Raw genomic sequence first — 18,131 nt, forward strand, 5'->3', positions numbered from 1 at the left:
GCCTATAATAGCTTTGGTAATATTTAGATACGGGTAAAAGGCAATTTAATGATCGTTCTTGGCTTAGAAACTTCATGTGATGAAACAGGTTTAGCACTTTATGACAGTGAAGTTGGTTTAAGAGGTCAGGTGTTATATAGCCAAATTAAACTGCATGCTGAGTATGGTGGTGTCGTCCCCGAATTGGCCTCGCGTGACCATGTGCGTAAGTTAATTCCTCTAATGAATCAATTGCTTGAAGAAAGTCAGGTCAAAAAATCTGAGATTGATGCGATTGCTTATACGCGTGGTCCTGGTCTCATGGGTGCACTCATGACTGGGGCATTATTTGGTCGCACATTGGCTTTTTCTTTGAATAAGCCGGCGATTGGGGTGCATCATATGGAAGGTCATATGTTGGCGCCATTATTATCTGAAACACCTCCAGAATTTCCATTTGTCGCCTTGTTGGTTTCAGGTGGCCATACACAATTGATGGCAGCACATGGAATCGGTCAGTACGAATTATTGGGTGAGTCAATTGATGATGCCGCGGGTGAAGCTTTTGATAAAGTGGCGAAAATGATGGGCTTGGCTTATCCTGGTGGACCAAATATTGCCAAGCTTGCGCTACAAGGTGATGCAAAAGCTTTTGATTTTCCACGACCTATGTTACATCAAGGTCTAGACTTTTCATTCAGTGGTTTAAAAACTGCGGTGTCTATTCAACTGAAAAAAGTGGCAGGACAAAAGCGCGAAGCTGATATTGCGGCTTCTTTTCAAGAAGCCTTGGTGGATACGTTAGTCAAAAAGTCAATTAAAGCCTTGAAACAGTCCGGTTTAAAACGCTTAGTGATTGCAGGAGGAGTAAGTGCAAATCACCGTCTACGCGAACGATTAGAAGCCGATTTAGTCAAAATTCAAGCGCAAGTGTATTATGCTGAACCCGCTTTATGTACCGATAATGGCGCAATGATTGCTTTTGCAGGCTATCAGCGTTTGAAAGCTGGGCAATGTGATGGACTATCGGTAACCACTACGCCACGTTGGCCGATGACAGAGCTCACCAACCCTTTAGCGGAATAATGAGATAAAAATTTGGCAAAGGAAGAGGGGTAGAAGCCTCTTTTCTATTTCACCCACAATACAATATAAATATAATGAAAAAATTGAACCGCATGATGGTATTAAAAAAATATGCTTTACAACACCAGATCAATTGATGGATCAAAATCAGAAAAGAGCATCTTGAACAACTGAATATTAAAATTATTTAAAAAGATACGGCTTGATCAAATAAAAATTACGAATTTCTAGCACTTGAATTTTATTTGTTTGAAGCCAACACTATTAAAGTTATGTAACTCAAACATGAAATGAATTGTTCAATCCATGGATGACAAAAATTAAAAAAATAAATAAGAGTAAGGAAATGAAGAAATCTATCCATAAAACCATGTCTTATATTCCTCTTAGGGATGGGGAGAAGATGAATGTCATCTGTATTGGTCAGGGAGAACCAGTGGTGTTGGTACATGGTTTTGGTTCATGTGCTGCACATTGGTTAGCTAATATTCTACCCTTTATTCATCAATATCGTTTTTATCTTCCCGATTTACGTGGTTTTGCAGGTTCACACGCCAGTAAAATTCCACAGGGCAGTGTGTTTGAAACCTATGCACATGACCTAGAAGATTTATTTAATCATTTTCAATTAGAAAATATTAGTTTAGGGGGGATTTCTACGGGTGCTTACACTTGTTTAACCTATAATCAAATTTATGGTTTTGATCGAATTAAAAAGTATTTAAATATTGAACATGGGCCTGACAGTAAAAATTCTTTGGGTAAATCGGATGGATTATTTGGTGCTCAACAAGAAAGAATATTCACTGGTTTTAAACATTTAAGAACCATAACTGCACCTTATACAGAATCTACACCTTATTGGGAGTTACCTGCCCATATCAGGCTTGAACTTAGAAATACTTTTATGGCGCTCATTCGCAGAGCTTTAAACCGTTCATTTTCCCGACGTGTCGTGGAATTTTCTGCCCAGTATGGGGAGCCGTTACTCACACAATATATGTTTGCCGTAGAAAACTGGCATACATATTTAGATATTATGGATTCTTTTGTTGAAGGTGGCGATCGACGTCCATCTTTGTCTAAAATTCAAGTCCCGACGACTTTGATGATTGGTCAACATTCCCGTTATTTTGAACCTGAAACACAACTCGAAATGGCAAAGTACATTCCAAATTCAAAAGTAGTGATGTTTGAAAAGTCGGGGCATATCTTGCCTGTCGATCAACCGGTGAAATTTCAGCGCGAGTTTGCGCAATTTCTTTTGACGAAATAAATAGGATTGTATTTTTAGAACTATTTTTGAGGAAATGACATAAAACTCAATAAATGAGCGATCAAGATATTTTGACGGCTCAAGCATTCAGTTTTTATAACGATTTTAATTGCTGTGAACCAATCCAGTGCTTTGAAAACTGGTAAGCCGCACGACCAGAACGTTGTCCTCGGAGTTGACACCATCTTAAGGCTTCAGCCCGAACTTCATTGCTAAGTAGTATCTGTGTTTTTGCCAAATAATGCTCGACAATTTCCAAATATAAAGTTTGATCCATCGGATAAAAAGACAACCATAATCCAAATCGGTCAGACAGTGAAATTTTTTCTTCAATGGCTTCTTGTGGATGCAGTTCGGTATATTGTGGTACATCAACGCGTTTTATAGGCGTATTTTCATGCATAAATTCGGGCAATAAATGACGACGATTACTGGTGGCATAAATAATAAAATTACTTGAACCTGACTGTAATGAACCATCTAGGACACTTTTTAAACTGCGATAATTTTCATCTTCTGCGTTAAAAGCCAAATCATCACAATAGACAATAAACTTTTCAGGACGATGCTGAATTTGTTGTTGAATCATGGGTAAATCTGATAAATCATCACGTTCAATTTCAATTAAACGTAATCCTTGCGTCTCATATTCTGTCAGTAAAGCACGCACAATAGATGATTTACCTGTACCACGTGAACCTGTCAGTAAGACATCATTTGCGGGAAGATTATTCAGAAATTGCAGTGTATTTTGAATCACTTTTTCTTTCTGTTTTTCAATACCCTTTAAGTCATCTAAGTAGATTTTTTTGGGCTCTAGAATTGCTTTAAGCTGTTGATCTTGCCATTTATAGGCGGAAGCAGAGAAATCAGTTTGCTGTTTCAGTGGGGGTAAGTTTTGTTGTAGTTGCTGGAGTACAGCAGAAAGAGCGTTTAAAATGTTGTCAGGTAAATCGATTGTTGCCATGATTGCTCAACTTGTTCACACAAAAAATTGAAATAAGTTTTATTTTCGCTACGACTGTATCTCAATTTTTGAGGATTTACTAATGCAATTGTTTTTTGCAAAGAGAATGTTCTCAATTTTTGTCCATGTTGAGCTAGATATTGCTATGATGAATCATAAATAAAAATGAATAAAAGTTTGAGGGTTACATATGCTATTTAAAGATTTTTCACGAGATATTAATCCCCATCAGGCTTATCGTATTAAAAAATTAAAGAATCGCTTGAGAACGGCCGAGTCTTATGAAGAGTGGAAAAGTATCGCATTTAGAGTTGATGAGGAGTCAGGTGCTCAAGAATGGAAATTTGACAATAGTTCACCTTATTTTGATGCCGAGATTATTTCCCATCGTCTCAGTCTTTTGAAGAGATATCGTTTTCAAAAACGCATTCAGGACTTGATGTATTTGGTGCGTGAAGGTTTAACTTATGATATTGCCAATATTGCCCATCCGATGCTATTTGCAGCAACGTATGTGGGTACAAAAAAAATTATTGAAGATTATGTGGCAGAAGTCAGTGAAAGTTTAGCTTATATAGCTTCAGCAGAATGTGATTGTCTATCCATTACCGAAAAAATAGATTTTTTTAATCACTGTAAAACAGCCTATGGTCAGCCTGCCTTAATGTTTTCAGGTGGTGCAACACTTGGTTTATTTCATACAGGTGTATGTAAGGCACTGACTGAACAAGATTTATTGCCGAGCGTATTGTCTGGTTCAAGTGCAGGTGCAATCATGACGGCAATGCTTGGAACTTCAAAACCCTCGGATATTTTACCCCTTTTAAAAGGTGAGAATTTTTTCAGTGAAGCCTTTCATTTTCGTAAATTAAGTGAGATTTTAAAAGGGAATGGGGGGCTTGCAGATGTTAAACATCTTAAAAATTTCCTGATAGAAAATTTAGGTAATATTACCTTTGAAGAAGCGTTTAAAATATCTGGCTTACATATTAATGTGGCGGTAGCGCCGTATGAGGCTTCACAAGAAGCGCGTATTATGAATGCGTATACTTCTCCTGATTTGTTGGTTTGGAGTGCAGTATTGGCTTCATGTGCAGTTCCCATATTATTTCCACCTGTCAGACTAACCAGTAAGCGACACGACGGTAAATTGACCCCTTATATGGCATCCACTCGATGGGTGGATGGCAGTGTACGTAGTGATTTTCCACAAGAAAAAATGGCCAGACTGTATAATTTAAATTACACCATCGCCAGTCAAGCCAATCCACATATTGTGCCGTTCATTCAAAGTGATATACAGCGCTACAGGCAAGATATGTTGAGCTGGCCAGAACGAATTATTCGCGGTCAGGGGAAAATAATTACCAAAGGAGTCATGGATTTTACTCGAGGACGAGTAGGCAACCTGCCCCCAGTAAGACGGTTGCTAGATCATGGTTTTGGAGTGGTCAATCAAGGTTATTACGGTGACTTAAATATTGTTGGCAATTACAGTTTGCGCCACTATACATATATGTTACAAAATCCACGCCCACATTTATTTAAAATATTGCAGCGTGAAGGTGAGCGTGCCACATGGCCTAAAATTTCTTCAATTGAAATACATGCTCGGGTAGGTAAAACTATTCAACATTGTCTGGAACTCTTAAATTATCAACATGATCCAAAGAAAAAAGCCACAGAATTTATTACAGTTTAGTGCTCAAGATCTCGATGGGATTAAATTGCATTTAAATATCAAGGCTAAAAGTTTAACTTTGGGGCGTTTGATCCATACGTTTGAAAAAGATCAACAACAATATTGGTTGAAAACGCAAGCAATAGATATGAATGAAAATAATCAGCACGGTTTTGTAAATGAAATAGGGTTTTACCAGCAATTTGTTGATCAAACTGAACCTATTGATTTTTTATTGCCTTTTCAAATTGTGACTGATGTAAACAAAATTATTGCTCAAGAATCTTCAAATACAGCATTGATCATCAGTCATGGTCAGACTTTACTGGGCGATATAAGAAGTAGTTCGATAGATAGGATTAAAGCAACTTTCTTTAAGATGTTGGATGCTGTAGAGCAGATGCATTGTTTGGGTTGGATTCATGGTGACTTGAAAGGTGAGCATTTTCTTGAGTTTGAACAGCGTGTTTGTTTAATTGATTTTGAACAGGTAGAAAAAATATCGTCGACTCAACTCATACCGTATTTAACTGCTACACCGCGTTATATGGCGCCTGAACTTTTTCATGGAGAAGCAAAAACTGTACACTCTGATATCTATGCATTAGGCATTATTTTTTATGAATGGTTGACTGGACAACGATTAGTTGCAAAAAACTATGAGGAGTGGGCTTATTTACATTGTCAGCACTTAATTATTGAGCTTCCTCAGCATTTTTATATGTTTGAGAAACTCATTCAGCGTATGTTGGCAAAGCAAAAAAATAGCAGAGAGCATAATATTTTTAAGCTAAAACACTGCTTACTCACTGAAAATGCTTAAGAAAAATACAAAAAAACGACTTTTGTTTTTTATTTAAACAAACAAGTGAGTTTTTCATAAAAAGGTCTTGTCATCAGGAAACGATCTCTATAATATACACAGCCATTGGGGACGTGGCGAAATTGGTAGACGCACTGGATTTAGGTTCCAGCGCCGCAAGGTGTGAGAGTTCGAGTCTCTCCGTCCCCACCACTTAAATATCGACAATATAGTTTGTTGATGTTTTAGTTACAGAGGATTGGTGTAATGGTAGCATGACGGTCTCCAAAACCGTTCGTCAAGGTTCGAGTCCTTGATCCTCTGCCAAATTTAAAATCCAACACAGCGTTGGTACCCTGATGGGGACGTGGCGAAATTGGTAGACGCACTGGATTTAGGTTCCAGCGCCGCAAGGTGTGAGAGTTCGAGTCTCTCCGTCCCCACCATCATATTAAAGCAAGGTTAATGACCTTGCTTTTTTATTGCCTAAAAATTAATACATCCAATGAAAAAAGCCCTCGAAAGGGCTACTCAAATAAGTTCAATTCTATATTTTTACTGTTAACTTAAAAGTGTCATAAAATTTAGGCTTTTAAATGATCTTCAAATTCTTCCCCAAGTTGCATGGCAAGTGAATTACCTGCCAAATCGCAAGTGACAAGCCCATATTGTTTTTTAAAACTAAAGGTAAAACCACGGTTATCAGTTAAAGTTTTGACAGAATACCCAAGTTTTTCTAACCAAATACGAAATGCGATCAAATTTTTTGCTTTAACAACTTTCTTCACGATAGAACTCCTTGTGTAATATATTTTTGCTCAGTATTAAATAATTAATAGGGATGAATCTATTTTTTTTAAAGGGCAAGTTGAAATAGTTTTTCTCTATAGGCCTATAATTGTTGTTTTTTTATTCAAAAAAGAGTCATTAATACTGTGATTACTCATCTTTTTCTTCTTAATTTAATGAATTAAATATTTGATTAGTAATATTTAATTAAATTATTTTACTGGTACTAAAAGTTAGAAATATTTATATACAATTTGTGGAACTATACTGAAGGATTATTTATACATGATGCAGGTTTAAGCGTTTTGCGCTTGAATTTAATTTGCGTGATGATTAATCTGACGCGCTATCTCTACATTTAAAATGAAAATGTAGATATAGCGCATATCAATTCGAATTTATTTTATTATTACCTGATGAATCTGACGCTGAGTTTAAAATAGGGCACATAAAGAAAATTGACTTCAGATCATTGCATCCATCGTTCAAGAAAGATGAATGATGTTAAATGAATGAAATAAATGGAAGTTAATTTCTTGTTTAAATATCTAGAATTGATCTTTGAGTTCACGCAAGTATTGAAACTCTTCCACGTTCTCAGCTCTTAAAAATGGATTTGTCTGTAATTCCAGTTCAATATTACTGGGTAGGGTACATTGGCCAAGCATGCGCTTAACTTCTACATCATCAAAACGTTGTTGAATCGCGACATTGTCGGGCTCTACATGCAACGCAAATTTTGCATTGGACAGTGTATATTCATGGGTGCAGTAGACTTGAGTTTGTGGAGGTAAGGCAGCTAAACGATTGAGTGAGTGATACATTTGTGTATACGTCCCTTCGAAGACTCGACCACATCCCATCGCAAAAAGTGTATCGCCGCAGAAAACAAGATTTAATTCTTCTATAAAATAAACAATATGTCCTAAGGTGTGACCAGGTACAGCAATTACATGAATATCAAGTTCATGAAAACTTAAACTTTCTTGGTGTTGCAAAGGATGTGTAATAAATGGAATCTTACTTAATTCTTCACGTGGCCCGTAAACCGGAATATTATGATTAAGCAAAAGCTCAGGCACACCGCCAATGTGATCTTTATGCCAATGTGTCAGCCAGATTTGACTCAGTTTTAAATTGTGCTCTGTACAATAGGTTTCAACCAAATGGGCTTCTGTGGGATCAATGGCAATGACTTCACTGCTTGTGATGTGTTCAAGTAACCAAATATAATTCTGTAATTGATTTTTGACATCAATCATATGGACTTTAAAATTCATAATATGTAAATCAAAAATATCGTAATGAATAACTTAGCGTTAAAGTTATATTTTTACCAGTGCTTCAGTTTAAAAACCAAAAATACTGTATTTTGAAAACCATGCTAGAAATAACCATAATATCTTGAATTAAAAAATTATTTATTTTTTGTTTTACAATATAAATAACGTATTCTAAAACAGAAAATGAGTATGCACTTTATGTTAAGTGTCATCTTTTTTTGTCCTATTTTATTGAACAGAACTCAAAAACGGATTGTAGCTATGAAAATGTATCAGGTAGATGCGTTTACCACCGAATTATTTAAGGGAAATCCTGCTGCAGTGATTGTGACAGATTTATGGTTGGAAGATGGATTGATGCAAAATCTAGCCTTAGAAAATAATTTATCTGAAACTGCTTTCGTAAAAAAGATGGATAGTGAAAATTATGAAATTCGTTGGTTTACCCCTACGACAGAAGTTGATTTCTGTGGACATGCGACTTTAGCCAGCAGTTTTGTGCTGTTTAAAGATTTTACTTCTGCAAAAACGATTCAATTTCATGTAAAAAATTTAGGCATTTTTGTGGTGCAACAAGAGTCAGATGGAAAAATTAAAATGAATTTCCCGACTCGTCTTGCAGAAAAAGTAAATGAGTATCCTAAAATACTTGATCAGGCGCTAACCAAGCCTTTTAAGAATGTATACCTAAATAGCCAAGCTTATATTGTGGAGTATGAAAACCCGCAAGATGTTCTGGATGAGATGCCTGATTTAGCTTTACTGAAACAGTTGGGTAAAATTCGTACTGCAATTACAGCTCAAGGGACAGTTTTAGCTTTGGCTTTAACTTCAACCTCACATACTGAGCAATATGATTGTATTTCACGTTATTTTGCACCAGCCAATGGCATTGATGAAGACCCAGTGACAGGTTCTATTCACACGGCTATTGCACCACTGTGGGCTGATAAACTGGCTAAGCGTCAAATATTAGCGTATCAAGCTTCATCGCGTGGAGGAGTATTACATTGTGTGGTGCTTGAAAATGATCGCATTGAGATATCAGGTTATGCCAAGTTATACATGCAGGCAGAACTTTATCTCTAAAGCTTAGCTTTGAAAGCAATGTCGAAAAGATAAATTTGGCTTCAGATCTAGCTGTTGAAATAAACAGCTATTTTTTCAAAAAGAATCTATGAATAATGAACAGCCTTTTTTATGATGTTGAGGAATAAAAATTCATTCTGCTGAATAAATTGGAATAATTATGCGCATGTGTTTTAAACAACTTACTCTTTCCTTATTTTTTGTGGGCTTGAGTGCTACTGCTTGGTCGCAGCCTGTTTTGGTTAAATCACAACAAAAAATTGAAGAATATAAACTCGCGAATGGTTTTCGCATCATCCTTGCGCAAAATGATAAAGAAAATAAAGTGTTTATGAACACTATTTATTTAACGGGTTCATTAAACGATCCTCAGGGTAAAGGTGGTTTGGCCCACTTACTTGAACATTTGGCTTTTAAAGGCACAGAAAATATTCAAGGTGAAGAGTTTCAACGCCGTCTAGATCAGTACACTTTAATGACGAATGCCAGTACAGATTATTATTCAACCAAATATACCAATATTATTCGCCCTGAACAGAATTCAATTAATCAAGTCATTCATCTTGAAGCTGAACGGATGGATAAATTGGTGCTGCAAGAAAAATTTGTGCCTTCTGAAATTTCAATTGTAAAACGTGAGCGAGAAGTGCGGATGGATCAGCCTTTTTCAGTGCTGATGGATCAGATGTGGAAATCGGCTTATGGTAATCAATATTTAGGTCGACTACCGATTGGAGATTTAAAAGAATTACAGTCGATTAAAATGGATGAATTAAACAAATTTTATCGTACATGGTATGCACCGAATAATGCAGTCATGGTGATTTCAGGAAAATTTGATAAAACTGAAGTTTTAAAACAGATTGATCAAAATTTTAGTTCGATTTCAGCTCGTCAAATTCCAGCACAAACTCAAGTTCCAGTACTTGATTCTTCTCAAATAAAACAGCGTAATTTTTTGGTTCAAAAGGGCAGCGAATTTGCCAAATTTAATATTTATTTAAATGGTCGAAATGAAAAAATAAAATCAGCATTGGCATTATCACCTGCTTTATATAGCATGCAGCCGAGCGGACATCTTTATCAAAGTATTGTTGAAACGGGTTTGAGTACAGGCGTTCAAGCAACTACGTGGTTGGATCAAGATTTTAATTTGGTTTTTATCGGGGCAATTTACGCGCCAAATCATGATCCTAAAAAAGTTAAAGCGGCTTTAATTTCAGGTGTAGAAAAGGGTCAAGCGTTTAATGAAACGGAATTAAATCGGGTCAAAAACCTGATTCAAAATCAAGCCGACAGTATTTTGAGTAATGCCGCAGCATTAGGCGGGCGTTTAAGTGATTATTATGTCTCTTATCAGGGAGATTGGACCCAATATTTTAGCGATCTACAGCGTGTAAAGAATTTAAAGTTAGATGAAGTCAATCGTACGTTGACTGAATTTTTAGTGCCAGAGCATCGTATTTCAGGTGATATTCAACCCACACCAGAAGATCAAAAGAAAGCCTTGCAACAACAGGCCACTGAACCTGCGAAAACGCTGGATCAAACAGATTCAAAAGAAGAACCTTTAAAAGATAAAGTTGAGTATCAATACGAAGTTGTAGAATATGTGAAGACTTCAAAAAATTACTTGCTTGCGACTGAGAAAAAAATTCAACGTGGCAAATTAAAGAATGGTATTCAGTACGCATTTTATCCCACTTCGACGCGTGATGATAAAACCTATGCCACCATTTCTGTTGATTTTGGTACAGAAAAATCATTATTTAATCAAGGTGAAGTCTTAGATTTGATGGCGTATTTGATGTTGCGTGGTTCAGATCAATACACCTTACAAGAGATTGCAGATAAATCGATTGCAGCAGGTGGAGGTGCGACAGCGATCGCATCAGGGAATGGGATAACCATTCAAATCGTTGCAAAAAAAGACAAATTTGAAGATTTTTTTAAATTTATGTTAGCCGTGTTGAAAAATCCAAAATTTGAGCAATCACAATTTGATTTGATTAAATCACAAAGCCTATCGGTTTTAGACCGTCCTTATACTGAACCAGAAACTGTTGCTGCACTGACCATCAGTCGTATATTAGAAACTTATCAACCGGGAGATTTACGTTATCACTTTGAACCTGATCTTGCTAAACAGCAAATGCAAGCGACCACTGTTGAAAAAGTAAAGCAATTGTATCAGAATTTTTTTATCAGTAATCATGCCCAAATCGCGATTACAGGCGATTATCAAGCAGCAACGATGCTGCAATTGATGCAACAGGAATTGGGATCGTGGAAGGCGAAATTGCCGTATCAGCGTCTGAGATCAGATTATCAAGCATATTCTGCACAGAAAATTCATGCTTTGTCCGAACAGCGTGAATTTGGAAACTATCAAGCGATTTTAACGTTTCCTGCGGGTGCGGATCATCCAGATGCACCCGCATTAATCGTGTTTAGTTATATTTTAGGTGACTCACAATTATCCTCACGTTTAGCGCAAGAGTTACGTGAAAAAAATGCATTGGTGTATAGTTTTGGAAGTGGATTAAACTTAGATGATTGGGTTAATTCAGGCGCGCTGACCATTGAAGCCAATTACACTGCGGGAAAATCGACTCAAGTTTCGCAAGGCGTTTATAAAGTTCTGAATGATTTGCTGAGTCAAGGTGTGACTGAGCAAGAGTTGGAAGCAGCCAAAGCCAATATTTTAAAAAAACGAGTTACAGCTTTAGAAGATGAACGGAATATCCATCAAATGTTGACTCCGCAGTTGGAACGCAACCGTGATTTATTATTTCGGGAAAAACGCGATCAAGCATTGGAAAAACTCACCAAAGCGGATGTTGATGCTGTGATTAAAAAATATATAAAACTAGATCAACTGGTTGAAGTAATGGCAGATCAGTATGGTAAACCACAGAGCAAAAGATAAAACAGGATATTTTACAATCAAGCTGTAAGATTTACTTATTCTAAATGCGAATATTTAAAAAAGCCCTAAACGGGCTTTTTTGTTGATCATGTTCTTTGTGATCAAGGTCAAAATTTAATGTTTGTGGCTAGTATCATGCTTATTCGCATGAAATTCTTCGTTATGACGGAAGCGTAGATAGTTTTCAAACTGCTCACAATATTCATCATAGTTGTCTTCCAGCATCATTTGAAACTGTTGCATGACATAGGACATCACTTGATCTTTGGCATCACGCATTTCATTGCCATCTTTGAAATTGTTGGCTGCAACCCAAGTATTAAAACGGGCAGTACCAAACAACATCGCAGCGCTGACTTGCCCACGCATTTCAGTAGGTTTAACGCTTGAGCCTTTTTCAATTCGACAAAAATCATTGGCTTGCTTGATAAATTCATCGGCGCGTTCAAAAAAAGCAGCATTTAATGCTTCTTCATCGGTTACATCTGTGGCTTCAATTTTTTGAACCATGGAATTTTCCTGCAAAAACGAACGAATCGCATATTATAGGCAAAGGCTTGCAGAAACTAAACCTTTAGCTTAATCTAAAAATAGCCTAAGTATTTAAAATGGATCGTTCATGCAAGATGCGATTGCAGTACAAAGTTTAAAAAGTGATATTGCGTTATTGCGTCAAAATATATGGCCACCAGCAAATTTGGCCAATGTTGAGGGATTACCCATCTATTATGGGTCTAAAGCAGAAGTAGAGGACTATTACCACGCTTGGACTGGCTTAATTGAAAGGGCACAGGATCTATTTCAGCCTTTTATGCAAGATGACGTTGTTGATGCAATACATTTACCCAGCCATTTGAATTTACCTTTGTTTTATTTTCATGTGGATCGTATTCGAATTAATAAAACACGAGCGAAAGAATCAAAAACTTTCCGTGGTATTGCCAATTTAATTGAAAAATGTGGACAGTATGAATCTGATCAAATTCAGGCCATGCGAGCGTGGTTAGAACATGATGATACTGCGGCTTTGGTGGCACATCGTGAATTTATTGATTTGCGTACCTATGTATTCCAGCATGGCGCGAGTGACTATACTCGAACTCGTTTTTATGTAAATGGAATCGTGTTAAGTACAGAATCCCATTTTGAGTTGGTTGATGCACGTGACAAACCGCGTAAACAACGCAATGACAGTTATAGCGATCCATTGGCGGATAATGATACGTGGAAAATTTTTGGTAAATATCGTTGATTTACAATGTGTCAGTAAACTGATGAATGATTCATGACCAAAAAGTTTGTGTTTCAGAAAAAGCCTCTAAATCTTGTCGAGCTTGTTCTAGAACAGATTTCTTTTCATTGGCAATCCAGCCCAAAGCAAACCATAGCTTTTGTTTACGTTTCACCATATCTTGAAATAGGGTTTCAGCCACGATCAAGTCATTGTATTGTCCTAAACTTTCTTGTGCGGGTTTTAAAGCATTTAGGTATTGTTTAACATCTTTTTTAGAATAGAGAGAAGCGACAAACTCGACTGAGTAACGTAAGCGTTTTATTCGTTTACGGGTTCGATGTCGTGCTTTTATGTCCAGTTCTAAAAACTGTTGAGCATCTTTGTAAATCTGTTGATGCAGCTTTTGAAGTTTTTTAGCACTCTGTTTTTTAAGATTTATTTTTTTATTTTTTTTAGTCGGTTGGTGTACAAATTGTAGTAAAGCCAGTATCAAATGGACCGAATCTCCTGCCTTTAAAATGTGTTCAATGGAGTGACTATTTTCATCTTTAATTGTTGGAAGTTGTACGAACGGTGCTCCGTCTGCTTCTAATTGAGGCAACAGACCTTCACTTAAAGCATCACGGTCGCGGGTTGCACCTAACTGACGAAATATGGTCGCCAACTGTGCTTCCCAGTGGGGTTCGACAGAATCTGACCAATTTGAAAAGATACGTAATGCTGTTCTTAAACGGCGAATTGCAACGCGCGTTTGATGCACATGTTCAGTGGTATATTGTTCAGCGGAAATGGCAGTCATATTTGGTAAAAGATGTTGTAAAGCATTATTAACCATAAGCTTTAATACATGGTCTGGTGTGTCTTTTTGATTTAATTCTAAAGGTAGTACATGTTGAACAGCAGATATTGTTAAATGTTGTGCCAGTAAATCTCCGCGTTGGGCTTTACTCCGAACATCTAACCACAAATGATATTGTTTTACCCAAGGCTGTATACATTTAATTAAATCTTCCACACAACCTTGTTTGAGTTCAAATTCAATTTCATAAATTGCTAAAGTTTGGTCATCTTGACGAATTTCACCACGATCTAAACTGATTTCAATTTCTGAATGATTAAAATGTACCACATGAATCAGTCGATTGACCGCAGTCTCAAATTGTAAACTGAGGTTTTTAGTTTCTTGACCCAGCGTATTTTTGAATAATTTTTTGGCATGTGGGTGACAATCATAAATATCTAAATCTAATGCGGGATTATCCAGTTCACCTAAATCAATCTCTAATTCAAAACGTTCTAAATGATTTTGGCTAGGGGCTTTTAAAGTTTGAATCCAATGCGCATTTTCAAGACGTTGACGCAATGAAATTTTCTGTCGAGCTAAATGTCGATCTGGCGTGTCATAGTATTTCGCATATAAAGAGACCGCACGTGCATTTTTAGCCACAAAGACTTGATAAAGTGGTTCTTGATCAGCAATCGGAATCTGAAACTTCAATTCTATTTCAAGCATGTCACAACTCCTAGAACATGAATATTTCTATGGTGAGGACATTTGATTGTATGCCAAATATAGAAAAAGAGCAGTGTACGCTTGTAAGTAAATCAAACACATGGTGGCACTATAATCTTCAAGAGATAATCTTCAAGTTATAATGCCTGACAAGCTAAGATATTTGTTTTTTAAAATGCGCTCAAGCTCTAAATCTATTATTTAATAAATTTACGACTCACTAAAAATTGCTCAGTTGCTTCGAGTAAATTCTGTGCATAGACTTCTTGTTTAGCCGTGAGCCAACCCAAAACAAACCAGTCACTGGCTTCAAGTTCAGTTTGCTGAATATACTCAGCAGAAGAAGCCAAAATTTGGTATTCGCTTGCGGCAAGTTGTGCATCATTCAAAGCTTTACTGTATTTCTGCAAATTTTTAACATCATAAATTGAGGTTAAAATGGGAAAGCTAAACTTTAAGGCATGAATTTTAGTGGCCAGTTTATCTAAGCTTTCAAAATGAGTAATATCTGCACCAGTTAAACTGTCTTGCAAATTCTTATACTGATTTTGCAACGTGTTCTGTGCGAACCATTTTAAATCTTGCGATTGTACTTTTTCTTCCTGCTCTAAGCTAAACATCAATAATTCTAGGTAGTGATGTACATTTTGAGTAGAACGAACCAAATTGAACAATTTTTCTTTGGCATACAAAATATCTTTAGTCAAATTCGATGATGTATTGGGGTTTTGTAAAAATGCACCCAAAGTCGTTTGCATGTGTTGTAAGTGTTGCAAATGATCAAACTGTTGTTTAAAAGCACCAATTTGTGTGGCCCATTTGTCTGAAACTGCATCGTTCCAATCTTTAAACAGCGAAATACTCAAATACAAATGGTCTAAAGCCATTTGAGCCTGTTGTATATGCTCTTGTTCTGAAACCCCAGCAGAAATAGCCGCAATATTAGGCAGTAGGTGTTGTAATTGTTGAGCGATGAGTAAGCGTAGGTTTTTACTGGCAGGATCTTTTTTACTCAAACTTAATTCTTTGGCAAGTTTTGCTGCACTCACTTTTTGCTGCGTGACTAAAAGATGACCAAATTCAGCTTTACTGCGAACATCTAGCCAAAGTTGGTATTTTTTGACCCATTCAAAACTAAATGCCAAAAGAGTCTGCACAGAACCTGTTTTAAGTTCAAATTCGACTTCATGTATTTCGTGTTGTGCTGTATCTGTTCTTACCTCGCCAATATCTAGACTTACTTCAATGTCCGTTTCTTCAAATTGAATAACCCGAAATGTGCGTTGAATATCGGTTTCAAATTGAAGCTTTAATATGTCTTGGGAATCACCTAATGCATTTTTTAAAATTTGCTGTGCTTCAGCATCTTGCTGATAAAGGCTTAAATCAAGCTCAGGTGGCTGCTCAAGTTCACCCAAATCATAGTTATGTTCAAAACGATGTAAATGGCTTTTACCTGCTGCTTTTAAGGTTTGAATCCAGCGATTTCCTTCCAGTCTTTGCCGTAAAGCAATGCCGTGTTGAGCAAGCAGACGCTGTTCAGTGTCATAATATTTTGCTTTAAGTTGAATAATTTCTGATTTTTTAGGATCTAAGGCTTTAAGCAGTGCATGACGTCGTGCTTCAGGAATTTGAAATTTTAATTCAACTTCAATCATAATTTTTCATCCTAGTTTTTGTTGCTATTTCTAAAACCAAATTCAGCATAAACATGCGTTCAAATCTATTTTCTTGTATCAAGCACAATTTGCACGATTCATTTAAAGTTTTCGATTGTAACGAAAATGGCGTTGCATGTAAGACTTGTGGGAAAGTTTATCGGCTAATCGTCTTTGAAATGAACTAAATTTAGTTATCACAGTCCTTTTATTTGCATAAAATATAAGCTAGTGTGAATAAAAATAACGGGATTAGGGAAAATGAATACAGCAATTAAGTTAGATTTTGAACATCTTCCAGAGCGAAAATTTCAGCTTCCAATTCAAAATTATCATGAGTTTTATCGGTTTTATTTGACTGAGCACCGTAACATTATGAGTCGACGGTTACATGTAGTGGGTAGTAGCGTCGGTTTATATTTTTTTAGCAAAGCCATTCGTCAACGAAAAGCCCAATATTTTGTCTATGGACTATTATCTGGCTATGCCTGTGCTTGGATAGGACATTTTATCTTTGAAAAAAATAAACCTGCCAGTTTCAAGCAGCCTTTGTATAGTTTTATTTCAGATTGGCGCATGTTTTCTGATGTATTGCGTGGCAATTTAAGTCTAATAGATCGTACCTTAGATAAGGTTGAAAGCTAATTAAAATTTAGTTTTTGAAGAAAAATAGATATCTCCACTTTGTTTTATCTTAAATTGGAACTGTTTGTACATTTTGAAGCTAAATTTAAACTCATCAGTACTTGCAAAAATAACTCAGTATTTTACTATTAAGTGAATGATGAATCATTTATTTCATTTTGAATGAATAAACGAAATTATGTTGCAAGTTTTCCAAGCCTAGAGAGACCTTCTCTAGGCTTTTTTTTTATACTGCTTATTTTTAGAATAGTGATTAAAGTATGAATTGATTTATCTCTTGATTCATTTTAAGTACATAGTGGAATGTAGAGATCATATCGGAGGCATCAGACATTGGTATTGATTATTTTAAAATAAATTGAATGTTAATGGATGGCTTCATATTTTAGATTGTTATGAACTGACTTTTACTGCTTAAATAATAAAATAGAAAATCTTAAATTTTTTAACACTAGTTCTAACAGTAATTTTTATAAATTGAACTAAAGGATTAAAGAAGTCTCAGCAGATGCGCTGAATCTTAGGCGTGATATGCCTATAATAGGCAAAATTTTAGTTTTGGCAGTTTTTATGCGCGGTTTATATTTGATTACCAATGATGATCCTATTGAATTGCTTTTAGCGAAGCTGGAAGGAGCAATGGCGACTTATGAAGTTGCTATATTGCAATATCGTCGTAAAAAAGTTGCTAAAGAAGATCAGGCATATGAAATTGAGTACATGAAATCGATGTGTGCACAATATAACGTACCTTTTGTCATTAATGATGATCTTGACGTTGCAGTGCAATATGGTGTGGGCGTGCATTTAGGGCAGAGCGATGGTTCGATTGCTGAAGCTGTTTCGCGTTTACCTAAGAATGTAGTCATTGGCTGTAGTTGTAATAATTCGATAGAACTTGCTGAACGCGCTATTGCAGAAGGTACAACTTATGTGGCATTTGGGGCAATTTATGCAACAGGGACAAAACCTGAAGCAGGTCATATTGGTTTAGAGACTTTAAAGCAAGCCAAAGCAGAACTTAACGTACCCATTTGTGCAATTGGTGGTTTAACCGTTGAAAATGCAGGTGATGTGATCGAAGCGGGTGCAGATTTGTGTGCCGTAATTAGTGATATATTAGGCCGATCTATGTCTGCAGTTCCTGCAAGAATCGAAGAGTGGTCTGATTTATTTGCATCAAAAGCATAATTTTTTTGA

The 18,131-nt window shown here is 36.3% G+C and carries 15 protein-coding genes and 3 tRNA genes; 12 read left to right on the forward strand and 6 right to left on the reverse strand.

Annotation, left to right across the window (positions count from 1 at the left end):
• Positions 1-48: 48 nt before the first annotated feature.
• Positions 49-1,065 carry a tRNA (adenosine(37)-N6)-threonylcarbamoyltransferase complex transferase subunit TsaD gene (gene tsaD / locus GA0116959_RS10340; protein ID WP_092720627.1) on the forward strand — a complete coding sequence of 339 codons (1,017 nt, stop codon included), beginning with the start codon at positions 49-51 and terminating at the stop codon, positions 1,063-1,065.
• Between the two features lie 346 nt (positions 1,066-1,411).
• A complete protein-coding gene (locus tag GA0116959_RS10345) occupies positions 1,412-2,341 on the forward strand; it encodes an alpha/beta fold hydrolase (protein ID WP_171256906.1) in 930 nt (309 codons plus the stop codon).
• Positions 2,342-2,435: 94 nt separating this feature from the next.
• Here GA0116959_RS10345 and GA0116959_RS10350 read toward each other — a convergent pair whose 3' ends face one another.
• The gene (locus GA0116959_RS10350; RefSeq protein WP_092720629.1) at positions 2,436-3,308 is read right to left on the reverse strand and encodes an ATP-binding protein; all 873 of its coding nucleotides are present in this window, start codon (positions 3,306-3,308) and stop codon (positions 2,436-2,438) included.
• Between the two features lie 190 nt (positions 3,309-3,498).
• On the opposite strand from GA0116959_RS10350, the gene GA0116959_RS10355 reads away from it, so the two are divergent.
• The 5 genes from GA0116959_RS10355 to GA0116959_RS10375 all read left to right on the forward strand — a co-directional run bounded on the left by GA0116959_RS10355 (position 3,499) and on the right by GA0116959_RS10375 (position 6,237).
• Positions 3,499-5,010, forward strand: coding sequence for a DUF3336 domain-containing protein (locus tag GA0116959_RS10355; protein WP_092720630.1), 1,512 nt, complete (start codon positions 3,499-3,501; stop codon positions 5,008-5,010).
• 25 nt (positions 5,011-5,035) lie between these two features.
• Positions 5,036-5,812, forward strand: a complete 777-nt coding sequence (locus GA0116959_RS10360) for a protein kinase domain-containing protein (RefSeq protein ID WP_213030765.1) — start codon at positions 5,036-5,038, stop codon at positions 5,810-5,812.
• A gap of 107 nt (positions 5,813-5,919) precedes the next feature.
• Positions 5,920-6,004: transfer RNA gene (locus GA0116959_RS10365), tRNA-Leu, on the forward strand.
• A gap of 40 nt (positions 6,005-6,044) precedes the next feature.
• Positions 6,045-6,118: transfer RNA gene (locus GA0116959_RS10370), tRNA-Trp, on the forward strand.
• Between the two features lie 34 nt (positions 6,119-6,152).
• A tRNA-Leu gene (locus GA0116959_RS10375) sits at positions 6,153-6,237 on the forward strand.
• A 138-nt stretch (positions 6,238-6,375) separates the two neighbouring features.
• Here the strand turns inward: GA0116959_RS10375 and GA0116959_RS10380 are convergent.
• Both GA0116959_RS10380 and gloB read right to left on the reverse strand, forming a co-directional pair.
• Positions 6,376-6,579 carry a hypothetical protein gene (locus GA0116959_RS10380; RefSeq protein ID WP_053578145.1) on the reverse strand — a complete coding sequence of 68 codons (204 nt, stop codon included), beginning with the start codon at positions 6,577-6,579 and terminating at the stop codon, positions 6,376-6,378.
• Positions 6,580-7,128: 549 nt separating this feature from the next.
• On the reverse strand, positions 7,129-7,860 hold the full coding sequence (gene gloB, locus GA0116959_RS10385) for a hydroxyacylglutathione hydrolase (protein ID WP_092720632.1): 732 nt from the start codon (positions 7,858-7,860) through the stop codon (positions 7,129-7,131).
• A 264-nt stretch (positions 7,861-8,124) separates the two neighbouring features.
• Here gloB and GA0116959_RS10390 point away from each other — a divergent pair, with 264 nt between their 5' ends.
• Positions 8,125-8,952, forward strand: coding sequence for a PhzF family phenazine biosynthesis protein (locus GA0116959_RS10390; RefSeq protein WP_092720661.1), 828 nt, complete (start codon positions 8,125-8,127; stop codon positions 8,950-8,952).
• A 160-nt stretch (positions 8,953-9,112) separates the two neighbouring features.
• A complete protein-coding gene (locus GA0116959_RS10395; protein WP_092720633.1) occupies positions 9,113-11,881 on the forward strand; it encodes a M16 family metallopeptidase in 2,769 nt (922 codons plus the stop codon).
• Between the two features lie 114 nt (positions 11,882-11,995).
• On the opposite strand, the gene GA0116959_RS10400 is transcribed toward GA0116959_RS10395, so the two are convergent.
• Positions 11,996-12,391, reverse strand: a complete 396-nt coding sequence (locus tag GA0116959_RS10400) for a DUF3144 domain-containing protein (RefSeq protein ID WP_092720634.1) — start codon at positions 12,389-12,391, stop codon at positions 11,996-11,998.
• Between the two features lie 109 nt (positions 12,392-12,500).
• On the opposite strand from GA0116959_RS10400, the gene GA0116959_RS10405 reads away from it, so the two are divergent.
• Positions 12,501-13,133, forward strand: a complete 633-nt coding sequence (locus tag GA0116959_RS10405) for a hypothetical protein (protein WP_092720635.1) — start codon at positions 12,501-12,503, stop codon at positions 13,131-13,133.
• Positions 13,134-13,164: 31 nt separating this feature from the next.
• On the opposite strand, the gene GA0116959_RS10410 is transcribed toward GA0116959_RS10405, so the two are convergent.
• On the reverse strand, positions 13,165-14,628 hold the full coding sequence (locus GA0116959_RS10410; RefSeq protein ID WP_092720636.1) for a CYTH and CHAD domain-containing protein: 1,464 nt from the start codon (positions 14,626-14,628) through the stop codon (positions 13,165-13,167).
• Positions 14,629-14,825: 197 nt separating this feature from the next.
• Positions 14,826-16,286, reverse strand: coding sequence for a CYTH domain-containing protein (locus GA0116959_RS10415; RefSeq protein WP_092720637.1), 1,461 nt, complete (start codon positions 16,284-16,286; stop codon positions 14,826-14,828).
• A gap of 261 nt (positions 16,287-16,547) precedes the next feature.
• On the opposite strand from GA0116959_RS10415, the gene GA0116959_RS10420 reads away from it, so the two are divergent.
• Positions 16,548-16,931, forward strand: coding sequence for an Mpo1-like protein (locus tag GA0116959_RS10420; protein ID WP_092720638.1), 384 nt, complete (start codon positions 16,548-16,550; stop codon positions 16,929-16,931).
• A gap of 570 nt (positions 16,932-17,501) precedes the next feature.
• Positions 17,502-18,122: a thiamine phosphate synthase gene (gene thiE / locus GA0116959_RS10425; RefSeq protein ID WP_092720662.1), complete on the forward strand. Its 621-nt coding sequence runs from the start codon at positions 17,502-17,504 to the stop codon at positions 18,120-18,122.
• Positions 18,123-18,131 lie beyond the last annotated feature (9 nt).

Origin of the sequence: Acinetobacter albensis (assembly GCF_900095025.1) — a bacterium.
Classification (GTDB): Bacteria; Pseudomonadota; Gammaproteobacteria; order Pseudomonadales; family Moraxellaceae; genus Acinetobacter; species Acinetobacter albensis.